The organism is Enterobacter sp. PGRG2 (assembly GCF_030291195.1).
Lineage (GTDB): Bacteria > Pseudomonadota > Gammaproteobacteria > Enterobacterales > Enterobacteriaceae > Enterobacter_D.
In genome coordinates this window covers 2597033-2617566 of the sequence record NZ_CP127837.1, presented here as the reverse complement: position 1 = coordinate 2617566, position 20534 = coordinate 2597033, and the positions used below count along the sequence as shown (strand labels likewise).

General features: G+C 57.3%; 22 protein-coding genes and 1 riboswitch. Of the genes, 7 read left to right on the top strand and 15 right to left on the bottom strand.

Translation table 11 applies throughout. The features are described 5' to 3' along the window. The 6 genes from QRD42_RS11555 to moaA all read right to left on the bottom strand — a co-directional run bounded on the left by QRD42_RS11555 (position 1) and on the right by moaA (position 3471). Positions 1-705, bottom strand: a complete 705-nt coding sequence (locus QRD42_RS11555; protein ID WP_072567897.1) for a Bax inhibitor-1 family protein — start codon at positions 703-705, stop codon at positions 1-3. Positions 706-763: 58 nt separating this feature from the next. Next, positions 764-1216, bottom strand: coding sequence for a molybdopterin synthase catalytic subunit MoaE (gene moaE / locus QRD42_RS11550; protein ID WP_072567896.1), 453 nt, complete (start codon positions 1214-1216; stop codon positions 764-766). Positions 1217-1220: 4 nt separating this feature from the next. Further along, entirely contained in the window at positions 1221-1466 is a 246-nt protein-coding gene (gene moaD / locus QRD42_RS11545) for a molybdopterin synthase sulfur carrier subunit (protein ID WP_318376176.1), read from the bottom strand. Then, positions 1459-1944, bottom strand: a complete 486-nt coding sequence (moaC, locus tag QRD42_RS11540) for a cyclic pyranopterin monophosphate synthase MoaC (protein ID WP_321987160.1) — start codon at positions 1942-1944, stop codon at positions 1459-1461. The genes moaD and moaC overlap by 8 nt, the downstream gene beginning before the upstream one ends. Positions 1945-1947: 3 nt before the next feature. Beyond that, entirely contained in the window at positions 1948-2460 is a 513-nt protein-coding gene (gene moaB, locus QRD42_RS11535) for a molybdenum cofactor biosynthesis protein B (RefSeq protein WP_321987159.1), read from the bottom strand. Positions 2461-2481: 21 nt separating this feature from the next. After that, complete coding sequence (gene moaA, locus QRD42_RS11530; RefSeq protein ID WP_321987158.1) at positions 2482-3471, bottom strand: GTP 3',8-cyclase MoaA; 990 nt, start codon at positions 3469-3471, stop codon at positions 2482-2484. Next, positions 3459-3593, bottom strand: a riboswitch (molybdenum cofactor riboswitch). It overlaps the preceding gene by 13 nt. A gap of 216 nt (positions 3594-3809) precedes the next feature. Between moaA and yvcK the strand changes: the two genes are divergently transcribed. From yvcK to pmrB, 4 genes are all read left to right on the top strand, one after another. Further along, positions 3810-4718 carry a uridine diphosphate-N-acetylglucosamine-binding protein YvcK gene (gene yvcK, locus QRD42_RS11525; protein WP_318373414.1) on the top strand — a complete coding sequence of 303 codons (909 nt, stop codon included), beginning with the start codon at positions 3810-3812 and terminating at the stop codon, positions 4716-4718. Positions 4719-4837: 119 nt separating this feature from the next. Next, the gene (gene eptA / locus QRD42_RS11520) at positions 4838-6472 is read left to right on the top strand and encodes a phosphoethanolamine transferase EptA (protein WP_321987157.1); all 1635 of its coding nucleotides are present in this window, start codon (positions 4838-4840) and stop codon (positions 6470-6472) included. A 5-nt stretch (positions 6473-6477) separates the two neighbouring features. Beyond that, complete coding sequence (gene pmrA / locus QRD42_RS11515) at positions 6478-7149, top strand: two-component system response regulator PmrA (protein WP_072569420.1); 672 nt, start codon at positions 6478-6480, stop codon at positions 7147-7149. 3 nt (positions 7150-7152) lie between these two features. Continuing rightward, positions 7153-8241 (top strand): two-component system sensor histidine kinase PmrB, encoded by a 1089-nt coding sequence (gene pmrB / locus QRD42_RS11510; RefSeq protein WP_321987156.1) that lies wholly within the window; start codon positions 7153-7155, stop codon positions 8239-8241. A gap of 155 nt (positions 8242-8396) precedes the next feature. On the opposite strand, the gene nhaC is transcribed toward pmrB, so the two are convergent. The 5 genes from nhaC to uvrB form a co-directional block, all read right to left on the bottom strand. Further along, positions 8397-9851 (bottom strand): Na+/H+ antiporter NhaC, encoded by a 1455-nt coding sequence (gene nhaC, locus QRD42_RS11505; RefSeq protein WP_321987155.1) that lies wholly within the window; start codon positions 9849-9851, stop codon positions 8397-8399. A 13-nt stretch (positions 9852-9864) separates the two neighbouring features. Further along, positions 9865-11076: a trans-sulfuration enzyme family protein gene (locus tag QRD42_RS11500; RefSeq protein ID WP_321987154.1), complete on the bottom strand. Its 1212-nt coding sequence runs from the start codon at positions 11074-11076 to the stop codon at positions 9865-9867. A 205-nt stretch (positions 11077-11281) separates the two neighbouring features. Next, the gene (locus QRD42_RS11495) at positions 11282-11698 is read right to left on the bottom strand and encodes a type II toxin-antitoxin system VapC family toxin (protein WP_321987153.1); all 417 of its coding nucleotides are present in this window, start codon (positions 11696-11698) and stop codon (positions 11282-11284) included. Next, complete coding sequence (vapB, locus tag QRD42_RS11490; protein ID WP_072567887.1) at positions 11695-11925, bottom strand: type II toxin-antitoxin system VapB family antitoxin; 231 nt, start codon at positions 11923-11925, stop codon at positions 11695-11697. Before vapB ends, QRD42_RS11495 begins: the two co-directional genes overlap by 4 nt. Before the next feature lie 112 nt (positions 11926-12037). Further along, the gene (gene uvrB, locus QRD42_RS11485) at positions 12038-14059 is read right to left on the bottom strand and encodes an excinuclease ABC subunit UvrB (protein WP_072567886.1); all 2022 of its coding nucleotides are present in this window, start codon (positions 14057-14059) and stop codon (positions 12038-12040) included. A gap of 413 nt (positions 14060-14472) precedes the next feature. Between uvrB and QRD42_RS11480 the strand changes: the two genes are divergently transcribed. Continuing rightward, on the top strand, positions 14473-14844 hold the full coding sequence (locus QRD42_RS11480; protein WP_321987152.1) for a hypothetical protein: 372 nt from the start codon (positions 14473-14475) through the stop codon (positions 14842-14844). Continuing rightward, positions 14823-15545: an ABC transporter ATP-binding protein gene (locus tag QRD42_RS11475; RefSeq protein ID WP_318373407.1), complete on the top strand. Its 723-nt coding sequence runs from the start codon at positions 14823-14825 to the stop codon at positions 15543-15545. Before QRD42_RS11480 ends, QRD42_RS11475 begins: the two co-directional genes overlap by 22 nt. On the opposite strand, the gene bioD is transcribed toward QRD42_RS11475, so the two are convergent. From bioD to bioB, 4 genes are read right to left on the bottom strand one after another with little or no spacing between them, the layout of a single operon-like run. After that, entirely contained in the window at positions 15508-16209 is a 702-nt protein-coding gene (bioD, locus tag QRD42_RS11470; protein WP_321987151.1) for a dethiobiotin synthase, read from the bottom strand. The genes QRD42_RS11475 and bioD overlap by 38 nt on opposite strands. Further along, the gene (gene bioC / locus QRD42_RS11465) at positions 16202-16957 is read right to left on the bottom strand and encodes a malonyl-ACP O-methyltransferase BioC (protein ID WP_321987150.1); all 756 of its coding nucleotides are present in this window, start codon (positions 16955-16957) and stop codon (positions 16202-16204) included. The genes bioD and bioC overlap by 8 nt, the downstream gene beginning before the upstream one ends. Next, the gene (gene bioF / locus QRD42_RS11460; protein ID WP_321987149.1) at positions 16941-18098 is read right to left on the bottom strand and encodes an 8-amino-7-oxononanoate synthase; all 1158 of its coding nucleotides are present in this window, start codon (positions 18096-18098) and stop codon (positions 16941-16943) included. Before bioF ends, bioC begins: the two co-directional genes overlap by 17 nt. Then, a complete protein-coding gene (gene bioB, locus QRD42_RS11455) occupies positions 18095-19129 on the bottom strand; it encodes a biotin synthase BioB (protein WP_072567882.1) in 1035 nt (344 codons plus the stop codon). The genes bioF and bioB overlap by 4 nt, the downstream gene beginning before the upstream one ends. Before the next feature lie 84 nt (positions 19130-19213). On the opposite strand from bioB, the gene bioA reads away from it, so the two are divergent. After that, on the top strand, positions 19214-20503 hold the full coding sequence (bioA, locus tag QRD42_RS11450) for an adenosylmethionine--8-amino-7-oxononanoate transaminase (protein ID WP_415877713.1): 1290 nt from the start codon (positions 19214-19216) through the stop codon (positions 20501-20503). Positions 20504-20534 lie beyond the last annotated feature (31 nt).

The following is a 20534-nucleotide window of genomic DNA, read 5'->3' as shown; positions in this document are numbered from 1 at the left end:
TCAGCGGCGGTTACCGAAAATCCGCAGCAGCATCAGGAACAGGTTAATAAAGTCCAGATACAGCGTCAGCGCGCCGAGGATCGAATAACGACGCAGGTTAGTGCTGTCACGCGTATCGATATTCTCGCCGATGTTTTTCAACTTCTGCGTGTCATAGGCCGTCAGCCCCACAAACACAATCACCCCGATATAAGTCACCGCCCACATCAGCGCTTCGCTTTTCAGCCAGAAGTTAACCAGCGAAGCCAGCACGATACCGATCAGCGCCATAAACAGCATGTTGCCGAAGCCGCTCAAATCACGCTTAGTGGTGTAACCGTAGAGGCTCATCGCGCCAAACATCCCGCCTGCCACTACGAAGGTGCTGGCGATGGACGAGTAGGTGTAGACGATAAAAATACTGGAAATCGTCAGCCCTGTGAGCGCGGAATAGAGCATAAACAGCGTGGTGGCCATACCCGCGCTCAGGCGATGCACCATGCCGGAAAGCACGAACACCAGCGCCAGCTGCGCAATCACCAGTCCGAAAAAGGTAATTTTGCTGGAGAAGACGAACATCATTACCGCCGGGGTATTCGCAGAATACCAGGCAATAAAGGCGGTCAACAGCAGACCGCAGGTCATCCAGCCATACACCTGCGCCATATAGGTTTGCAGCCCGCTGCGCGCCTCGACAATCGAACCGCTTCCTGGGTATCTGTCCATGATTAACTCCTGATTAAGTGAAGAGACTATAAGGTTAACACATCCCTGCGAAAGCGGGTCACCAGCGTTCGGCGGCCTGCTTATCGCTGTCACGCGCGTCCACCCAGCGGCTGCCTTCCGGCGTGGCTTCACGCTTCCAGAACGGCGCGCGGGTTTTCAGATAATCCATAATAAACTGCGCGGCTTCAAAGGCGGAACTGCGGTGCGCGCCGGTGACGCCGACAAACACGATTTCATCGCCCGGCCATAATTCCCCGATGCGGTGAATAACGGATACCCGTTGCAGCGGCCAGCGCGCGCGGGCGTCGCTGACGATCTCAGCCAGCGCTTTCTCGGTCATACCGGGATAGTGTTCAAGGGTCAGCGCGCTGACGCTGTCGCCCAGATTATGATTACGCACTTTGCCGGTAAAGGTGACCACCGCCCCGTCTTCATCGCAGGCGGCCAGCCACTGATATTCGTCGCCGACGCTGAAATTTTCATGGCCGACGCGGATACGGGTATTTTCCATCAGCTTAACCTCCGGTTACCGGCGGGAAGAAGGCCACTTCGTCGCCATCGCGCAGCGGGTGGTTAAAATCCACCAGCGTCTGATTGACCGCCGCCAGCAGCTTGCCGGACTCCAGCGCCAGCGCCCAGCGATCGCTTTTCGCCGCCAGCGCCGCGCGCAGCTGTTCTACGCTTGCATATTCGGCATTAACATCCAGCCCGTCGCAGGCCACCAGTTCGCGCACCTGCGCAAAAAACAGCACCTTAATCATCGCTATCCACCCTGAAATCGCCGGATTTGCCGCCGCTTTTCGCCAGCAGGCGCAGCGGGCCAATGACCATGTCCTTCTGTACGGCTTTGCACATGTCGTAAATAGTCAGCGCCGCCACGGAGGCGGCGGTCAGCGCTTCCATTTCGACGCCGGTTTTTCCGGTCAGCCGGCAGAGGGACTCAATGCGCACACGGTGATGTTCGGGTTCGGCGCTAAGATTCACTTCCACTTTGCTGAGCATCAGCGGATGGCACAGCGGGATCAGATCCCAGGTGCGCTTGGCGGCCTGAATGCCCGCAATGCGCGCGGTGGCAAACACATCGCCTTTGTGGTGACTGCCGTCAATGATCATCTGTAACGTTTCCGGGCGCATGGTGACAAAGGCTTCGGCGCGCGCTTCACGCACGGTTTCAGCCTTGCCGGACACATCCACCATATGCGCTTCGCCTGCGGCGTTAATGTGGGTCAACTGAGACATGGTTTATTTCTTTAAATGAGGGTGAAAATTGCACGGACGGGTGCGCGCGTCGAGCTGCGGGGCGATGATATTTTCCCAGGCGGTGCGGCAGGCTTTCGTCGAGCCGGGCATGGCAAAAATCAGCGTGTTATTGGCGATGCCCGCAATGGCGCGGGATTGCAGCGTCGAGGTGCCGATCTCTTCGAACGACAGCATACGGAACACTTCCCCGAAACCTTCCACTTCGCGGTCAAACAGCGGCAGCAGCGCTTCCGGGGCCTGATCGCCGGCGGTGAATCCGGTGCCGCCGGTAATTAATACCACCTGCACATCGTCCGAGGCGATCCACGCGGAAACCTGCGCGCGAATGGCGTAGCGGTTCTCTTTAACGATCGCTTTATCGACGATGTGATGCCCGGCTTCCTGCGCGGCGTCGCGCAGATAGTGGCCGGAAGTATCGTCCTCTTCGGTGCGACGGCTGGTGACGGTTAAAATGGCGATACGGGTCGGGATAAAATCTGCACTGACCTGACTCATAAAGGATCTCCTTATTCGGTGTTACCCGCCGATGTACGACAGATTTTGCGTAATACCGGTATTGCCCTGATGCAGGAAATGGGTCTGTTTTTTATGCGTCAGCGCCTCTGAAATTCGCGCCTCCAGCGCCGCCTGCTGGCTGTCATCGGCAAGCAGATCGCGCAGGCTGACGCCGCCGTCGCCAAACAGGCACAGGTGCAGCTTGCCGACGGACGAGACGCGCAGACGGTTGCAGGTGGCGCAGAAGTCTTTCTCATACGGCATGATGAGGCCGATTTCGCCTTCATAGTCCGGGTGGCAGAACACCTGCGCCGGGCCGTCGCTGCGCTGGCGGAGCTTCTGGATCCAGCCACGGCGCAGCAGTTCATCGCGCAGCACCATGCCGGAGAGATGATGTTTGCGGAACAGCTCGCTGCCCTCGCCGGTTTCCATTAGTTCGATAAAGCGCAGCTGGATGGGACGCGACTGGATCCACGCCAGGAAGGTATCCAGCTGATGATGGTTAACATTGCGCATCAGCACGGTATTCACTTTGACTTTCTCAAAGCCCGCGGTAAAGGCGGCGTCGATACCGTCCATCACCTGGCGGAATTTATCCTGGCCGGTAATGGCGTGAAACTGGCGGGTATCAAGGCTGTCGACGCTGACGTTAATCGCCGTCAGCCCGGCATCGCGCCAGCTCTGCACGTCGCGCGCCATACGATAACCGTTGGTGGTCACCGCAATCTGGCGGATAGCGGCGTTTTCGCGTACCGCGGCGATAATGTCGGTGAAATCGCGGCGCAACGAGGGTTCCCCGCCGGTCAGACGCACTTTTTCCGTGCCGAGCGCGGCAAAGGTACGGGTGACGCGACGAATTTCGTCGAGGCTGAGAAAGCTTTTGTTCGTCACGCCACCCGGCTTGTAGCCATCGGGCAGACAATAGGTGCAACGAAAATTGCACACGTCGGTAATCGACAAACGCAGGTAATAAAACTTACGCGCGAATGCATCGGTAAGTTGTGAGGCCATGTACACCTTTCCAGATTCGGGAGGTGCAGTCATTTCTTCCTGCACCCTGGTGGCAGTTTGCCACGGCCAAAGCACCGTATCATTAAGACGTAGGCACAGAGGCTAGAGTGTGTTTAGTTAGCAAGCTCAGGCGATAATATCGCGATACGACCTGTTCCGCCATCCTTGCATAGCGCTATATAATTAACTACATAGCGACATAATCGTGCATTTTCATTACAGACTACGCGATAATCCCGGCCTTGCATTGATATGTGTCATCTTCCCCCCGACGTGACATCGTCATAAAGGGGTATTTCGGGTAACGTAACGTGATTTTTTCGACAAAAGGACTGGCTATGCGCAATCGCACTCTTGCGGATCTCGACAGGGTTGTCGCCCTTGGCGGCGGGCACGGGCTGGGACGGGTGATGTCTTCCCTCTCCTCGCTCGGCTCCCGTTTAACCGGCATCGTGACCACCACCGATAATGGCGGCTCGACCGGACGCATTCGTCGCTCTGAAGGCGGCATCGCCTGGGGCGACATGCGTAACTGCCTCAACCAGCTGATCACCGAGCCAAGCGTCGCCTCGGCGATGTTCGAATACCGCTTTAGCGGTAACGGCGAGCTGGCCGGACATAATCTTGGCAACCTGATGCTCAAAGCGCTGGATCACCTCAGCGTCCGGCCGCTTGAAGCGATCAATCTGATCCGCAATTTGCTGAAGGTGGATGCCTTTCTGATCCCCATGTCAGAGCAGCCGCTGGATCTGATGGCGCTCGACAGCGAAGGCCATGCGGTATATGGCGAAGTGAATATCGATCAGCTGACGCAGCCGGTGCAGGAGCTGATGCTGTTCCCCAGCGCCCAGGCCACCCGCGAGGCGGTGCAGGCCATTGCCGAAGCGGATTTGATTTTAATCGGGCCGGGGAGTTTTTACACCAGCCTGCTGCCGCTGCTGCTGCTCGACAATCTGGCGCAGGCGCTGCGCCGCACCCCGGCTCCGGTGGTTTATATCGGTAATCTTGGCAAAGAACTCAGCGTCGCCGCCGCCAGCCTCAGCCTGAACGACAAGCTGGCGCTGATGGAGCAGTACGTCGGCAAACGCATTATTGACGCGGTGGTGGTTGGCCCGACGGTGGACGTTTCGTCGGTGACAGACCGCATCGTGATCCAGGACGTGCTGGAAGCCAGCGACGTGCCCTACCGCCATGACCGCCGCCTGCTGCGCGCGGCGCTGGAGCGTGCGGTGCAAAGCCTTGGCTGACAGCTTTCCCCTCGCCTGTTACGAGGGGAAACACTTTACTCAGCGCTTTCTTAAGTTCTTAAGGTTGGCTTAACCCTTGTCTGTGAACATGCCTGGTATATTCTCACAGGATCTTCACTATGCGCCGTATTCCGCTTCGCCGCCCTGCAATGAGTCGCCTGACTTTTTTGCTGCTGTTTTCTGTTTATATTGCTGTTTTCCTCAACCTCATTTATTACCGTCAGGCCTGGGCTCTGTTACCCGTTAACTCGGCTTACAATCTGGCGGTGTTTCTGTCGATGCCGCTGGTGGCGTTCAGCGTGATTAATATCATCGCAACGCTGGCTTCTTTTCTGTGGCTGGATCGGCTGGTGATCGCGGTGTTTATTTTGCTCAGCGCCGCCACGCAGTATTTCATCTGGACCTACGGCATCATTATTGACCGCTCGATGATTGCCAATATGCTGGATACCACGCCAGCGGAATCCTTCGCCCTGATGACGCCGCAGCTAATTTTGACCATAGGCCTTTCCGGTATTGCCATGGCGATCCTCGCCTTTGTGGTGAAATTCAAAAACAGCCGTACGCGTGTACATAGCGCCGCTATGCGCTGTGTGAATATTCTCGCGTCTGTGGCGATGATATTGCTTATAGCCGCCTGCTTTTATAAAGATTACGCCTCGCTGTTTCGCAATAATAAAGAGCTGGTGAAATCCCTTGGCCCGTCGAACAGCATCAGCGCGCTCCTGTCTTATGATGTCCATCACCGTATGGATAATCTGCCGCTGGTCCGGCTGGGCGAGGACGCAACACTTACCCCCGCGATGCACAAGCCGCAGACCAAACACCTCACCATTCTGATCGTCGGCGAAACCTCGCGGGCGGATAACTTCGCGCTGTCAGGTTATCCCCGTGATACCAATCCGCTGCTGTCGAAAGACAATGTGGTCTATTTCCCGAAAACCACCTCCTGCGGGACGGCGACGGCAATTTCGGTGCCCTGCATGTTTTCCGGTATGCCGCGCAAAAATTACGACGAACAGCTTGCCCGTCATCGCGAAGGCTTACTGGATATTGTGCAGCGGGCAGGCATTTCGGTGTTGTGGAATGAAAATGACGGCGGCTGTAAAGGCGCCTGCGACCGTGTGCCGCATCAGGATATGACGAAACTGAATCTGGCGGATTATTGCATTGCGGGCGAATGCCAGGATGACATTCTGTTTCACGATCTGCAAAAATCTATCGACAGTTTTCCCGGTGACGGTCTGATCGTATTACATACTATCGGCAGCCATGGGCCGACCTACTATAACCGCTATCCGCCGCAGTTCCGCAAATTCACCCCAACCTGCGACACCAATGAAATCCAGACCTGTTCCCGCGAGCAGCTGGTTAACACCTATGATAATACGGTGCTGTACGTGGATTATATTGTCGATAAGGCGATTAAATTATTGCAGGCGCAGCCGGATAACGTCACCACCAGCCTGATGTATCTTTCCGATCACGGCGAATCCCTGGGTGAAAATGGCGTTTATTTGCATGGTCTGCCGTATTCCATCGCGCCGGATTCACAAAAACATATTCCGATGGTGATCTGGCTTTCCGACCAGTATCAGAAAGGTCACGCCGTGAATTACAGCTGCCTGAAAAAACGCGCCAGCACGGAAGCGTTTTCCCAGGATAATCTGTTCTCAACGATGTTAGGGTTAGTGGGCGTACAAACCAGCGAGTATCATGCGGCAGATGATATTCTCGCGCCATGCAGGGGGTAAGGCTGATGAAAATCTTAGTGGTGGAAGACGATACCCTGTTATTGCAGGGCCTGCTGCTGGCGATGCAGTCCGAAGGTTACGCCTGCGATGGCGTCTCTACGGCGCGGGAGGCCTCGCAGAGCCTGGCGATGGGGCATTACAGTCTGATCGTGCTGGATCTGGGGCTGCCCGATGAAGACGGCGTGCATTTCTTGCAGCGACTCCGGCGCGAAAAATGCGCCCTGCCGGTGCTGGTGCTCACGGCGCGCGATACCGTTGAGGATCGCGTATCGGGACTGGATGCGGGCGCGGATGATTATCTGATGAAGCCCTTCGCGCTGGAGGAGCTTAACGCCCGCATCCGCGCCCTGCTGCGCCGTCAGCATAATCAGGGCGACAGCGAACTGACGGTGGGCGATCTGCAACTGAATGTGAATAACCGTCAGGTGAAGCTGGCGGGCAGGCCGCTGGAGCTGACGCCGAAAGAGTACGCCCTGCTTTCGCGCCTGATGTTAAAAGCAGGCAACGCGGTGCACCGGGAAATTCTATACAACGATATTTACAGCTGGGATAACGAACCGGCCACCAACACCCTGGAAGTGCATATTCATAATCTGCGCGACAAAGTGGGTAAAGATCGCATCCGTACAGTGCGGGGCTTCGGCTATCTGCTGGTAAAAACGCCGGGAGAGCAGTAAAGCATGAATTTCCGACACTGGACGCTGCGGCGTCGCTTGCTGCTGACCATTGGCACCATTCTGGTGGTCTGCCAGCTGGTGAGCGTGTTCTGGCTGTGGCATGAAAGCAAAGAACAGATCCAGCTGATTGTGGAAAGCGAGATCTACAAAGCCAACAATCACAGCAATATCACGCATGAAGTGCACGAAGCAGTCGCCAGCCTGTTGATCCCAAGCCTGATCATTATCGGCCTTGCGCTACTGCTCTGCTTACAGGCGATAAAACGCATCACCCGACCATTGAAAGATTTGCAGCATGAACTGGAGATCCGCACGCCGGACAATCTGCAACCCATCGCGCTGGAGAAACCCGTGCCGGAGGTGGAAGCGGTGACCACGGCGATTAACCAGCTGGTGGCCCGCCTGACGGTGACTCTCGATCGGGAGCGCCTGTTCACCGCGGACGTGGCCCACGAGCTGCGCACGCCCCTCGCCGGTCTGCGGCTGCATCTGGAATTGTTGTCAAAAAGCCATGCTATTGACGTCAGCCATCTCATTTTACGTATTGAGCAGATGACGGAAAACGTCTCGCAGTTACTGCAACTGGCGCGGGTGGCCCAGTCGTTCTCGGCGGGAAGCTATCAGCAGGTGATGCTGATCCGCGATGTGATGCAGCCCTTGCAGGACGAACTGCTCACCATGCTGAGTACACGCCAGCAGAAACTGGTGTGGCCGGAAAACGCCGAAGATATCGCGGTGAGCGGCGATGCGCCACAACTGCGCGTACTGCTGAGAAATCTGGTGGAAAACGCGCACCGTTACAGCCCGGAGCAGGCCACCATTACCCTCACCGTCAGCGATGACGACGCCCCTGTACTGGCCGTTGAAGATGAAGGCCCCGGCATTGATGAAGCCTCCAGCCACGAGCTCAGCAAAGCCTTTGTGCGTATGGACAGCCGTTACGGCGGCATGGGGCTGGGTCTGAGTATCGTCAGCCGTATCGCCCAGTTACATGACGGGGAGTTATTTTTGCATAATCGCCACCCCGGACCTGGGCTGCGTGCAGGGGTACGGTTTCCGGATGTCCGCGCTCAGGCGGCGCTCAGACGGTAAACCAGGTATGCAGGAAGCTGGCGACGATCATCAGCGTGGCAGCAAGGGCGAGTAATTGTACGGAAGTTATTTTTTGCATGGCACTGTCCTCATTAAGCTGAGGACAGTGTCGCTGCGCAAGATTAAGGTTAGATTAAGCCGCATGAATAAATGCGTTACGATGTGATGCCCCTCTCATTCTCCGTTTCGTAACGCGTTCCGAATGCGGACCAGCGCGCCAGCACCGCGTACAGTACCGCCATCACGAAGCAGCTCAGATTAAACAGCACCCAGGGCGCATACTCCAGCGTCGCCACACCAAGGGTTTTCGCCATAAACATCCCGGAAATGGTCCAGGGGAACAGCCCTTCCAGCAGCGTCGCGCCGGACTCCATGGCGCGGGACATGTTTACCATATGTAGCTTTTTGGTTTTAAAGCAGGGATCGTACATGTTTTTGACGAGGAAAAAGCTGATCACCGCATTGCCGGTGCAGGCCACCAGCAGTGAACTGGTCAGCATAGTGGCGAGCACGGTGCTGGTTACCGAGGTCAGTTTTTTCACCAGCCGCTGCAAAATGACGTTCAGTCCGCCGGAGACCTCCAGCGCCGAGGCAAACAGAAACGCGCACAGCATCACCACTATCGGGCTGACCATCGAATACATCCCGCCCCGGTTAAGCAGCGTGTTGATATTTTTACTGGTCGCCTCGTTCATCGGCACCGAACTGAAATCCGGGATCATGCTGGTGTGAAAGCCATTAATCGTCGCCTTAACCAGATCCGCCAGCGCGAACGGCTGCGCAAAAGCGGCAAGACCGAGCGCCAAAAACGACGAGGCGACGAGCACAATCACGGTGTCCCATTTGCGCATGGCACCGACAAATACCAGCAGCGCCGGGACCATCAGCAGTGGGTTCAGCCAGAACAGCTGTTCAAGGGCATTTTTCATGACCGGAATGGTGTCCAGTTGCAGCGCCTCTGTCGCCTGCAAATCCGAACCGGCAATCCAGAAGCCGAGGCAGGCTAACAGGAATGCCGGGGCCGAGGTGTACATCATGTGGCGGATGCTCTGGTACAACTCCGCTCCGGCCGCCAGCGCCGCCATATTGGTGGTATCGGACAGCGGCGAGAGCTTATCGCCAAAGTAAGCGCCGGAGATCACCGCCCCGGCGGTCACCGGCAACGAGACGTTCATGGCGGCCGCCACCGCCACCAGCGCCACGCCAATGGTGCCCGCCGATCCCCATGAAGTACCGGTAAAGGTTGAGATGCACACCGTCACCAGAAAGGCCGTCAGGTAAAGATAGGCCGGATTAATAATTTCCAGGCCGTAAAACACCATCAGCGGAATGGTGCCGCTGACCATCCAGCAGCCAATTAACATGCCGATGGTAAGCAGGATCAGCATTGCCGGCACGGCATCTTTTATTTTGCCGATAAAGGTCTGCATGATCTCCTGCCAGCCTGCCCCGTAATAGCGGGCAAAAAAGCCGGACACAATAGTGATGATAATAAGAATAAATTCCACCGGATAATTTAACATACCGATGCCGGTAAAAAATACGATAAAGACTACCGCTAATAACAGCATCGCAGCGGTAAAGCCCGGTTCCCTGTTAGCGTTCATCATCTTTCCTGTATATTCAGCAGTTTTTTATGGCGCTAAAAGCGCGATGCAAATCGGCGATCAATAATTGCGGACTTTCCTGGCCGACAGAAATACGAATTAATCCTGCCGCCATACCGTCGTGGGCAATATCTGCCTCGTTATAACCGCGATTAGGGGAAATAATCAGGCTTTCGTAACCGCCCCAGCTGCATCCGGGTTTGAATATTTTACAACTATCAATAAAGGTTTTTACTTTCTGAAAGCTGCCGTTACGTAATTCAAAGCTGAATAAACCGGAGAGTCCGTACATTTGCGCGGCAATTAATTCCCGGCTGCGTGTGTCCGCCACCGCCGGGTGACAGAGTTTTTCCACGTCTTCGCAGTCCGACAGCCAGGCCAGCACCGCCAGCGTATTTTCCTGATGCTGCTTCATGCGCAGCGGCAGCGTGCGCAGACCGCGGATCACCAGCCAGGCGCTGTCCGGCGCCAGCACCGCGCCGAGCAGCTGATGGGAAAAATCGCGGATCGCGTCAATATGCTCGCGGCGGCCCACCACCGCCCCGGCGGTTAAATCACTGTGGCCGCCAATGTATTTGGTGCAGGAGTGCAGCGTCAGATCGAAGCCGAGCGTCAGCGGCTTCTGGAACAGCGGCGTGGCCCAGGTGTTGTCAATAACGGTGGTAATGCCGTGCGCTTTTGCCAGCCGGGCGATGGCGCGCAGATCCACCACCCGCATGGTCATGGTGCCGGGGGATTCGGTATAGATCATCCGCGTGCCGGGGCGGATTTTTGCCGCGATGTCTGCCGCTTCGCCGCTCAGTACCACGTCAAAGGCAATGTTAAATCGCGCCTGCATTTGCTTAACCAGTGCCAGCGTCGGACCATAGACGTTATTAGCGAGGATAATGTGATCCCCGCTGCGCAACAGCGCGAACAGCGTGGCGGCAATCGCCCCCATACCGGAGGCAAAGGCTTTGCAGGCTTCGCCCCGCTCAAGGGCGGCGAGTTTATTTTCCAGCAGTTCCGTGGTGGGATTCAGCCCGCGGGAATAAATATAACGCTCCGCCTCGTGCTGCATGTCGTCACAATAGCGCTGATAATCCTGCTGCACGAATAAACTGGTTTTCACCAGCGGTGGGCTGACCGCGCCATAATTTTTATGATGTTCCTCGTTAATACCTGAACAGGTAAGAACATCTTCCATGGCATATTCATTTTCTCTTAACAGACATTTTACCGATTCCATTCTCTTTTCCTGGTTTTTACGGGAGGGATAATAAAAACCAGCTTAATAAAAAAGCGCAGAAAAGATCCTGTTTATTTTGCCATCAATTAATGAAGGGAGGCATTTATGCAAAGATCAGCGTTATTCAGATCACAGCAATTAAAAATAGGGATTGGGGTTAATTAATGGGATTAATAAGAGCGGTAAATAATATTATGTAGCATTATTATTCCGCCCAGTCTTCAAGGATCAAACCCGGTATCCGCGCAAATTCACGTATATTATTAGTCACCAGAATAACATTGGCGGCGATAGCATGTCCGGCGATAGCGGCATCGTTGGCACCAACAGGCGTACCCGCCGCCGCCAGCGCAACCTTGATCCTGGTGGTGGCATCAACGGCAGCGCGATCCCAGGGCAGTATGGCATCGAGGCGGGCGCAGAACGCCTGCACCAGCTGCCCGTGGCGCGGTGGGGCTTTTTTACCGATAGCGCCAAACTGCATTTCTGCGTAGGTAATAGCGGATACCACAATACGGTTGCGGCGCATTACAGCCTGCTCCAGCCGTGTTAATACCGACGCTGGCTGCTCACGCATAATAAATGAGCAAATATTGGTATCCAGCATGTAGGTCATGCTCATAATTTAAAACGTCCCTCGTCGCTGACGATATCTTCACGCTCCTGCATGAAATCCTTGTCGGCTTTTTCTTCCTGCGAAAATGAACCCCAGGAGGGTTTGACCGGTCGCAGGATGATGGTGTCGCCTTCCCTTATGATTTCCAGTTCATTCACGCCGTCAAAATCCAGATCACGGGGCAAACGTATTGCACGGTTATTGCCATTTTTGAATATCGATACCGTTCTCATCTTTTACTCCTCCCGGGCAGGGACAACTGCATTCAGAGAAGTATATGCCTGGCATATGCTGAGGCGCAATAAACAAACCGCGCTATACCATAGCGGCATAGCGCGGCCGGGATCAGGACGCCGCGATAAACAATTCCCGCAGCTGGTGCAGCTGGTCGCGCACGGCAGCGGCTTCTTCGAACTCCAGATTTTGCGCGTGCTGCATCATCTGCGCTTCCAGTTCGTGGATCTTCTGCTGCATCGCTTTTGGCGTCAGCAGGCGTTCCAGGCTCTCTTCCACCACCGGCGAGCGGGACTTACCGCGGCCTTTCGCTTTGGTTTTCGCGATGTTCTCGCCCAGCGCCAGAATATCCACTACTTTCTTGTTCAGACCCTGCGGCGTAATACCGTGCTCGACGTTGTACTGGTGCTGTTTCTCGCGACGACGTTCGGTTTCGCTGATGGCTTTCGCCATCGACGCGGTGATGCGATCGCCGTAGAGAATGGCTTTACCGTTAACGTTACGCGCCGCGCGACCGATGGTCTGGATCAGCGAGCGTTCAGAACGCAGGAAGCCTTCTTTGTCGGCATCGAGGATCGCCACCAGCGACACCTCCGGCATATCCAGCCCCTCACGCAACAGGTTAATGCCCACCAGCACGTCAAATTCGCCAAGACGCAGGTCGCGGATGATCTCCATACGCTCCACGGTATCGATATCTGAGTGCAGATAACGCACCTTCTCGCCGTGCTCTTCGAGGTACTCGGTCAAATCCTCGGCCATACGTTTGGTGAGCGTGGTGACCAGCACACGTTCGTTGATGGCGACGCGCTTGCGGATCTCGGAAAGCAGATCGTCCACCTGGGTCGCCACCGGGCGCACTTCGATAATCGGATCCAGCAGGCCGGTCGGACGCACCACCTGGTCGACAATATCTTCCCCTGATTTTTCCAGCTCGTAAGGACCCGGCGTCGCCGACACGTAGATGGTCTGCGGCGCCAGGGCTTCGAACTCTTCAAATTTCATCGGGCGGTTATCCAGCGCCGACGGCAGACGGAAGCCATATTCCACCAGCGTCTCTTTTCGCGCGCGGTCGCCACGGTACATGCCGCCGATCTGCGGGATGGTGACGTGGGATTCGTCCACCACCAGCAGGCCATCCGCAGGCAGATAGTCAAACAGCGTCGGCGGCGCTTCCCCCGGCCCGCGACCGGAAAGGTAGCGGGAGTAGTTTTCCACCCCGGAGCAGTAACCCAGCTCGTTCATCATTTCGAGGTCAAACTGGGTGCGCTGCGTCAGGCGCTGCTCTTCCAGCAGTTTGTTATTCGCCAGCAGGGTCTGGCGGCGGTCGGCGAGATCGACTTTGATCTCTTCCATCGCCTGCACGATACGTTCGCGCGGCGTTACATAGTGCGTTTTCGGATACACGGTAAAGCGCTGGATGGACGATTCCACATGCCCGGTAAGCGGATCAAACAGCGACAGGCGCTCCACCTCTTCGTCGAACAGTTCGACACGCAGCGCCATATCGTCGGATTCCGCCGGGAAAATATCGATCACTTCGCCGCGCACGCGGAAGGTGCCGCGCTGGAACGCCTGATCGTTACGGGTGTACTGCAGCTCCGCCAGGCGGCGCACGATAGCGCGCTGATCGATGATCATACCGGTGGTCAGATGCAGCATCATTTTCAGATACAGGTCAGGATCGCCCAGACCGTAAATGGCCGATACGGAAGCCACCACCACCACGTCACGACGCTCCAGCAGCGCTTTGGTCGCCGACAGACGCATCTGTTCGATGTGCTCGTTTACCGACGAATCCTTTTCGATAAAGGTGTCAGAGCTCGGCACATAGGCTTCCGGCTGGTAGTAATCGTAGTAGGAGACGAAATATTCCACGGCGTTATCCGGGAAGAACTCTTTCATCTCGCCATAGAGCTGCGCGGCCAGGGTTTTGTTAGGTGCCAGCACCATGGTCGGACGCTGAAGGTCGGCGATCACGTTAGCGATGGTGAACGTTTTCCCTGAACCGGTTACCCCCAGCAAGGTTTGATGCGCCAGTCCGTCTTCCAGACCTTCTTTCAGGCGACGGATGGCCTCTGGCTGATCGCCAGAAGGTTTAAACGCAGAATTCAGTTTGAACGGTTTACTCATGAACGGCTACCTGGTGGAGGAATGAGCGGGCAGGTGATTAATTTTACTCGCGACGGCGATTTTTGCCAATAAAAAATACTGGATGAAAAACCAGTATCAGGCTAGTTTATGAAAGTGGAGGCGTAAACCTGCGCGCGCAACGGGCGGGACTTTATCCTGCCTGCGGCATAAAACGCTGCGCTAAAAAGGTTATCCCCAAAAAGTTTTCCTATTTAACATTTGTCAAGTGATGTCATGAAAGTTTTGTGGCAGTCAGTGACACTTTTTTTACAGGCATTGCTTTTATACAAGTTATTGATATTAAATAAATATACTGAAAAGCCGCGTTTCGCATCAATTCATGTCCAGGCCGCATGAACTCTCGCTTCTCACGTGTTTTCTAACTCTAATGCACATGGTTATCCACAGGAATAGTGGATAACTCCCGCCAGGCCATATCCCCTGCCGCTCAGCAAATTCCCGGTTTCAGGCGAGACGGCAATAACAAAAAATTTTTATCACTAAATTTTGCGTGGAACAAAGTGTGCCGTCGGGTAAAAGCCTGGCGATTCGGTGACCAAACCGTTCCGCTGATGCACCTTTTTCGCCTGCCACGCACTCACAGCGTGCAGGATTTTCTGCGGCAATCTCAGCGTGCGGTAAATTCCCGTCTTTTTGTTCATCCTGCTCCGAAAAATACGACTTTTGTCGGAGGTGGCAAGTCTTTTGCAACATCTCGTTTACAGAGTCAGCGCCAGCAGCCACCAGCAACAGGAGAAGCCCGATGTTACGTCTACGCGCAGTAAATCAGTATTACGGCGATCAGCATACGCTGTGGAACGTGGATTTAGATTTAGTGCCCGGCACCTGTACCACGGTGATGGGCTTACAGGGGATGGGGAAAACCACGCTGGTAAACTGTATCACCGGCAATCTGCCCATAGAGAGCGGCAGCATCGTCTGGCAGGAAGCCAGCGCCCCACCGCTGGATCTGTTACAGGTGACGGCGGCGCACCGAACGGCAATGGGGATTGGTTATGTGCCGCAGGATCGGCGGATCTTTTCCCAGCTGACGGTCGAGGAAAATCTGCATATTGCGATGCTGGCGGCGGGCGAGCCGGGCTGTGCGGTGACACCGGCGATCTACGATCTCTTCCCGGAACTGTACGCGCTGCGCCAGGTAAAGGGCGCGGGCTTGTCCGAAGACGACCAGTATCAGCTGGCGCTGGCCCGCGCACTGGTCACCCAACCGCGTTTGCTGATCCTTGATGAACCGACGCGGGGCGCGGGCCAGGCCTTTATCCATAAGCTCGGCAATTTACTGGTGCGGCTGAATCAGGATCTCGGCATGACCATCCTGCTGGCGGAGCAGCATTTGTCGTTTATCCGCCGCGTTGCCGACCGCTTCTGCCTGCTGCATCGCGGGCGCAACGTGGCGCAGGGGCATGTGCATCAGTTAGATGACCAGCTTATTTCCCACTGGATGACGCAGGATCAAGACCGCTGAGATCAAGATAATGACCGTTTTGCCGTTCCAGCGGCGCGTCTGCCAGCCAGGGGATCTCCCCCAGAAAAGGGGCGGGCAGCACGCGTCGCAGCGTTTCCAGATACTCCGCATGACGTTTGCCCGGCGGCTGCACGTCGTTGGCGATCCAGCCTGCCAGCCGTAACCCCGCCTGACGTACCGCCAGCGCGGTAAGCATCGCGTGGTTAATACAGCCGAGCTTTACGCCAACCACAAGTATTACCGGCAGCGCTTCCTGTCTCACCCATTCCGCATAACTCTGGCGTTCTGTCAGCGGCGTGAACCAGCCGCCAGCGCCTTCCACCAGCACCCAGTCCGCCTGTGTTTCAAGCGCGCGTAAGCCTGCTGACATCACGCCAAAATCAATGGGGATCCCCTGATCGGCGCTGACGATATGCGGCGAGGTCGGCTCGGCAAAGATATAGGGATTCACCGCCTCATAGTCCAGCGTCAGGCTGGCGTGGCGTTGCAGGGCCAGCGCGTCGCTGTTGCGCAGCCCGTCCGGGGTCATCTCGCTGCCGGAGGCCACAGGTTTATAACCCGCAGTGCGTTTTCCCCGCGCGGTTGCCGCCTGCAACAGCGCGCAGCTGGCGACGGTTTTCCCCACTTCGGTGTCCGTACCGGTGACAAAATAGCGTTCAGTCACGTTCAATTACTCCCCAGAAAAGTGAATAAGTCAGCGGATAGCGTCCCGCGCGTTGCGGCCACGCCAGCTGCAGCCGTTGCAGTTGTCCGCGGGTCAGCGCCTGAGCCTGACGCCCTTCATGCAGATGCGTGGCGCCGATGCCCTTCAGCGAACGCATGGCGCTGAGCGCATCATCAAAATCCAGCGTGATATGCGCGATCCCGCTGCGGCCGCGCCAGCGACTCACCGTGTCGGTCAGCTGCTGCGACGGTAAAAAACGGTTGGCGTGCGGGTGATGATCCACCGCCTGCCAGGCCTGATTCAGCTCCGGCAGGGAGCCTGCCGCCAGCGTGGTAAAGGCCACCGCGCCACCGGGACGCACTACGCGATAAAGTTCGCTTAATGCCTGATGCAGATCGTCGCACCACTGCACCGCCAGATTGCTCCACGCCAGATCGAACTGCGCGTGGGCAAAGGGCATAGCCTCAATGTCTGCCAGCACGTAGTGATGCGCGGCCTGCTGGCGGCGGGCTTCGTCAAGCATGGGCGCGGAGAGATCAAGCGCAGTCACCTGCGCGCCCTGCTCACGCCAGTAACGGCTGAGGGTTCCCGGACCGCAACCGGCGTCGAGCACCCGTTCAACGGATCGTTCACCGGTCATCGCCAGCAGCAGCTCCGCGCTTTGCGTCTGTAACTGCGCATGGTGGGTGTAGCCCTGAGCGGCGCGGCCAAAGGCGGCGGCGACCGCAAATTTATTCACCGGCGTCATGCAGCGCCTCCAGCAAGCGATCAATGTCCTGCGGTTCATGATCTGCCGTCAGGGTCAGCCGCAGACGCGCGGTGCCCGGCGGCACGGTGGGCGGGCGGATCGCCGTCACCCAGCAGCCTGCCTGCCGCAGCCGCGCGGCCAGATCCAGCGCCCGGGCGTTATCGCCGACGATCAGCGGCTGAATGGCGCTCTGTGACGCGGTCATGCTGACATCCAGCGCCTGCGCGCCTGCGCGAAAACGGTCAATCAGCGCGCCGAGTTTTTCCCGCCGGGCAGCGCCATCGGCCTGGCGGATCACCGCCAGCGAGGCGCTGATGGCCATCGCCTGGGCGGGCGGCATGGCGGTGCTGTAAATCAGATGGCGGGCAAACTGCACCAGGTAATCTGCCAGCGCCTCGCTGCACAATACGGCCGCGCCGCTGACGCCAAAACCTTTGCCAAAAGTGACGATCAGCAGTTCCGGGCGGATGCCTGCGGCGTGACAGCTGCCGCGTCCTTCCGGCCCGGTGACGCCGGTGCCGTGGGCGTCATCCACCAGCAGCCAGGCGGACGCGCTTTGCGCGGCGGCGGCAATCTCCGCCAGCGGCGCGCTATCGCCGTCCATGCTGAACACCCCTTCGGTGATCACCAGCTGTTGTCCGGCGCAGGGCTTATCCAGCAGCCCCGTCAGGCTTTGCACGTCATTGTGCGCATAGCGCCGTAGCTGCGCCGGGCTTAACGCCGCCGCTTCCAGCAATGAGGCGTGGCTGAGCTTGTCGGCGACCAGCCGGTCATCCTCACCCGCCAGCGCGGCGATCACCGCCTGATTAGCGGCGAAACCTGAAATAAACAGCAACGCGCGCGGGTAGCCCAGCCAGTCCGCCAGCTCCGCTTCCAGCGCCTGATGCGCCCCGGTGTAGCCGCTGACGTGCCCGGAGCCGCCGCTGCCTACGCCATAGCGTTCCGCGCCCTGCTGCCAGGCGCGGATCACCTGCGGATGCTGGCTGAGGCCGAGATAGTCATTGGAGGAAAAGTTACAAAAGCGCTCGCCGTCGTGTGTCAGCCAACGCCCTGCCCCCTGCTCCATCACGCGCCGGGTGCGCAGCGCCTGCGCCGCGCGACGTTTGTCGAGCGCCGTATCGATGCGCGTCTGCCAGCTCATACCGCCGCCGCGTTGTAATACTGGTCGGTGTCGGCGTTACGCAGTTGTTGTTCAAGCTGATACTGCTGCTCGTTATCACCATTGACGACGTCGGTTTGCTGCGGATTAAGACCCAGCTTGCGGAACAGCTGCACGTCTTTATCCTCTTCCGGGTTTGGCGTGGTCAGCAGTTTGCAGCCGTAGAAAATGGAGTTCGCGCCGGCCATAAAGCACATCGCCTGCGTCTGCTCATTCATCTGCTCGCGCCCGGCGGAAAGACGTACAAAGGAGGTCGGCATCATGATGCGCGCCACGGCGATGGTGCGGATAAAATCGAAAGCGTCCACGTCGTCGTTATCCGCCAGCGGCGTGCCTTTCACCTTCACCAGCATATTGATCGGCACGCTTTCCGGCGGCGTCGGCAGGTTCGCCAGTTGCAGCAGCAGACCGGCGCGATCGGTGACGGTTTCACCTAAGCCCACGATACCGCCGGAGCAGACTTTGATCCCCGCATCGCGCACTTTATCCAGGGTGTCGAGACGCTCCTGATAGGTGCGGGTGGTGATGATGTTGCCGTAAAATTCCGGCGAGGTGTCGAGGTTGTGGTTGTAGTAATCCAGCCCGGCGGCGGCAAGGCGCTGCGCCTGACTGTCTTCGAGGGTGCCGAGCGTCATGCAGGCTTCCAGCCCCATCGCCTTCACGCCCTGCACCATCTGCTCCAGATAGGGCATATCGCGCTCGTGCGGGTTTTTCCACGCCGCGCCCATGCAGAAGCGTGTCGAACCGGCCGCTTTGGCTTTACGGGCCGAATCCAGCACCTGCTCCACCTCCATCAGCCGCTCGGTGGCCAGCCCGGTTTTATAGCGCGAGCTTTGCGGGCAGTATTTGCAGTCTTCCGGACAGGCGCCGGTTTTGATCGACAGCAGCGTACTGACCTGCACCTGACGCGGATCGAAATGCTGACGGTGTACGGTTTGCGCCTCGAACAGCAGATCGAGCAGCGGTTTGTTAAAGAGTTCGGTGACTTGCGACAAAGTCCAGCGGTGAGCCATGGGGCGTCTCCAAAGGTGTGTTACGTTTTGATTTGGTGTAGACTCGTAAACCTAAATGTTTTTAATTTGGTTTACAAGTCGATTATGACACCGAACGATCTCGCCTTTGATAAGCGCCATATCTGGCATCCTTACACTTCCATGACCACCCCGCTGCCGGTCTACCCGATGCAGTCTGCCCACGGCTGTGAGCTGCATCTGGCGACAGGCGAACGGCTGGTGGACGGCATGTCGTCCTGGTGGGCGGCGATCCACGGCTATAACCACCCGCAGCTCAATGCGGCGATGAAAGCGCAGATTGATGAGATGTCCCATGTGATGTTCGGCGGCATTACCCATCAGCCCGCGGTGGATTTATGCCGCAGGCTGGTGGCGATGACGCCGGAGCCGCTGGAGTGCGTGTTTCTGGCGGATTCCGGCTCGGTGGCGGTGGAAGTGGCGATGAAAATGGCGTTGCAGTACTGGCAGGCGAAAGGCGAGCCGCGCCAGCGTTTCCTCACCTTCCGCAATGGCTATCACGGCGATACCTTTGGCGCGATGTCGGTATGCGATCCGGATAACTCCATGCACAGCCTGTGGCAGGGATATTTGCCGGATAACCTCTTTGCCCCTGCGCCGCAGAGCCGTTTTGACGGCGAATGGGATGAACTGGACATGGTGCCGTTTGCCCGGCTGATGGCGGCGCACCGTCATGAGATCGCCGCGGTGATCCTCGAACCCATCGTGCAGGGCGCGGGCGGGATGCGGATGTATCACCCGGAGTGGTTAAGACGCATCCGTAAGATGTGCGACCGCGAAGGCATTCTGCTGATCGCCGATGAGATCGCCACCGGCTTCGGGCGCACCGGCAAGCTGTTTGCCTGCGAGCACGCTGGCATTGCGCCGGATATTCTCTGCCTCGGCAAGGCGCTGACCGGCGGCACCATGACGCTCTCCGCCACCCTGACCACCCGCGCAGTGGCAGAAACCATCAGCAACGGCGAGGCGGGTTGTTTTATGCATGGCCCTACCTTTATGGGTAATCCGCTGGCCTGCGCGGTGGCGAATGCCAGCCTGCAACTGCTGGAGAGCGGCGACTGGCGCGAACAGGTGGCGGCTATCGAAACCCAGTTAACCCGTGAACTGGCAGAGATCCGTGAGGCGGATGCGGTGGCCGACGTACGGGTACTAGGCGCGATCGGCGTTGTCGAAACCCGCCAGCCGGTCAATATGGCGGCCTTGCAGCGCTTCTTTGTGTCCCGCGGCGTATGGGTGCGGCCTTTTGGTCGGCTAATCTATTTGATGCCGCCTTATATCATCACCCCGCAACAGCTCTCTGCACTGACACGGGCGGTATGCGATGCGGTTCGGGAGCCGGAACATTTCATGCCATAACGGGTGGCGTGCAAAATTGGGTAAATATTTC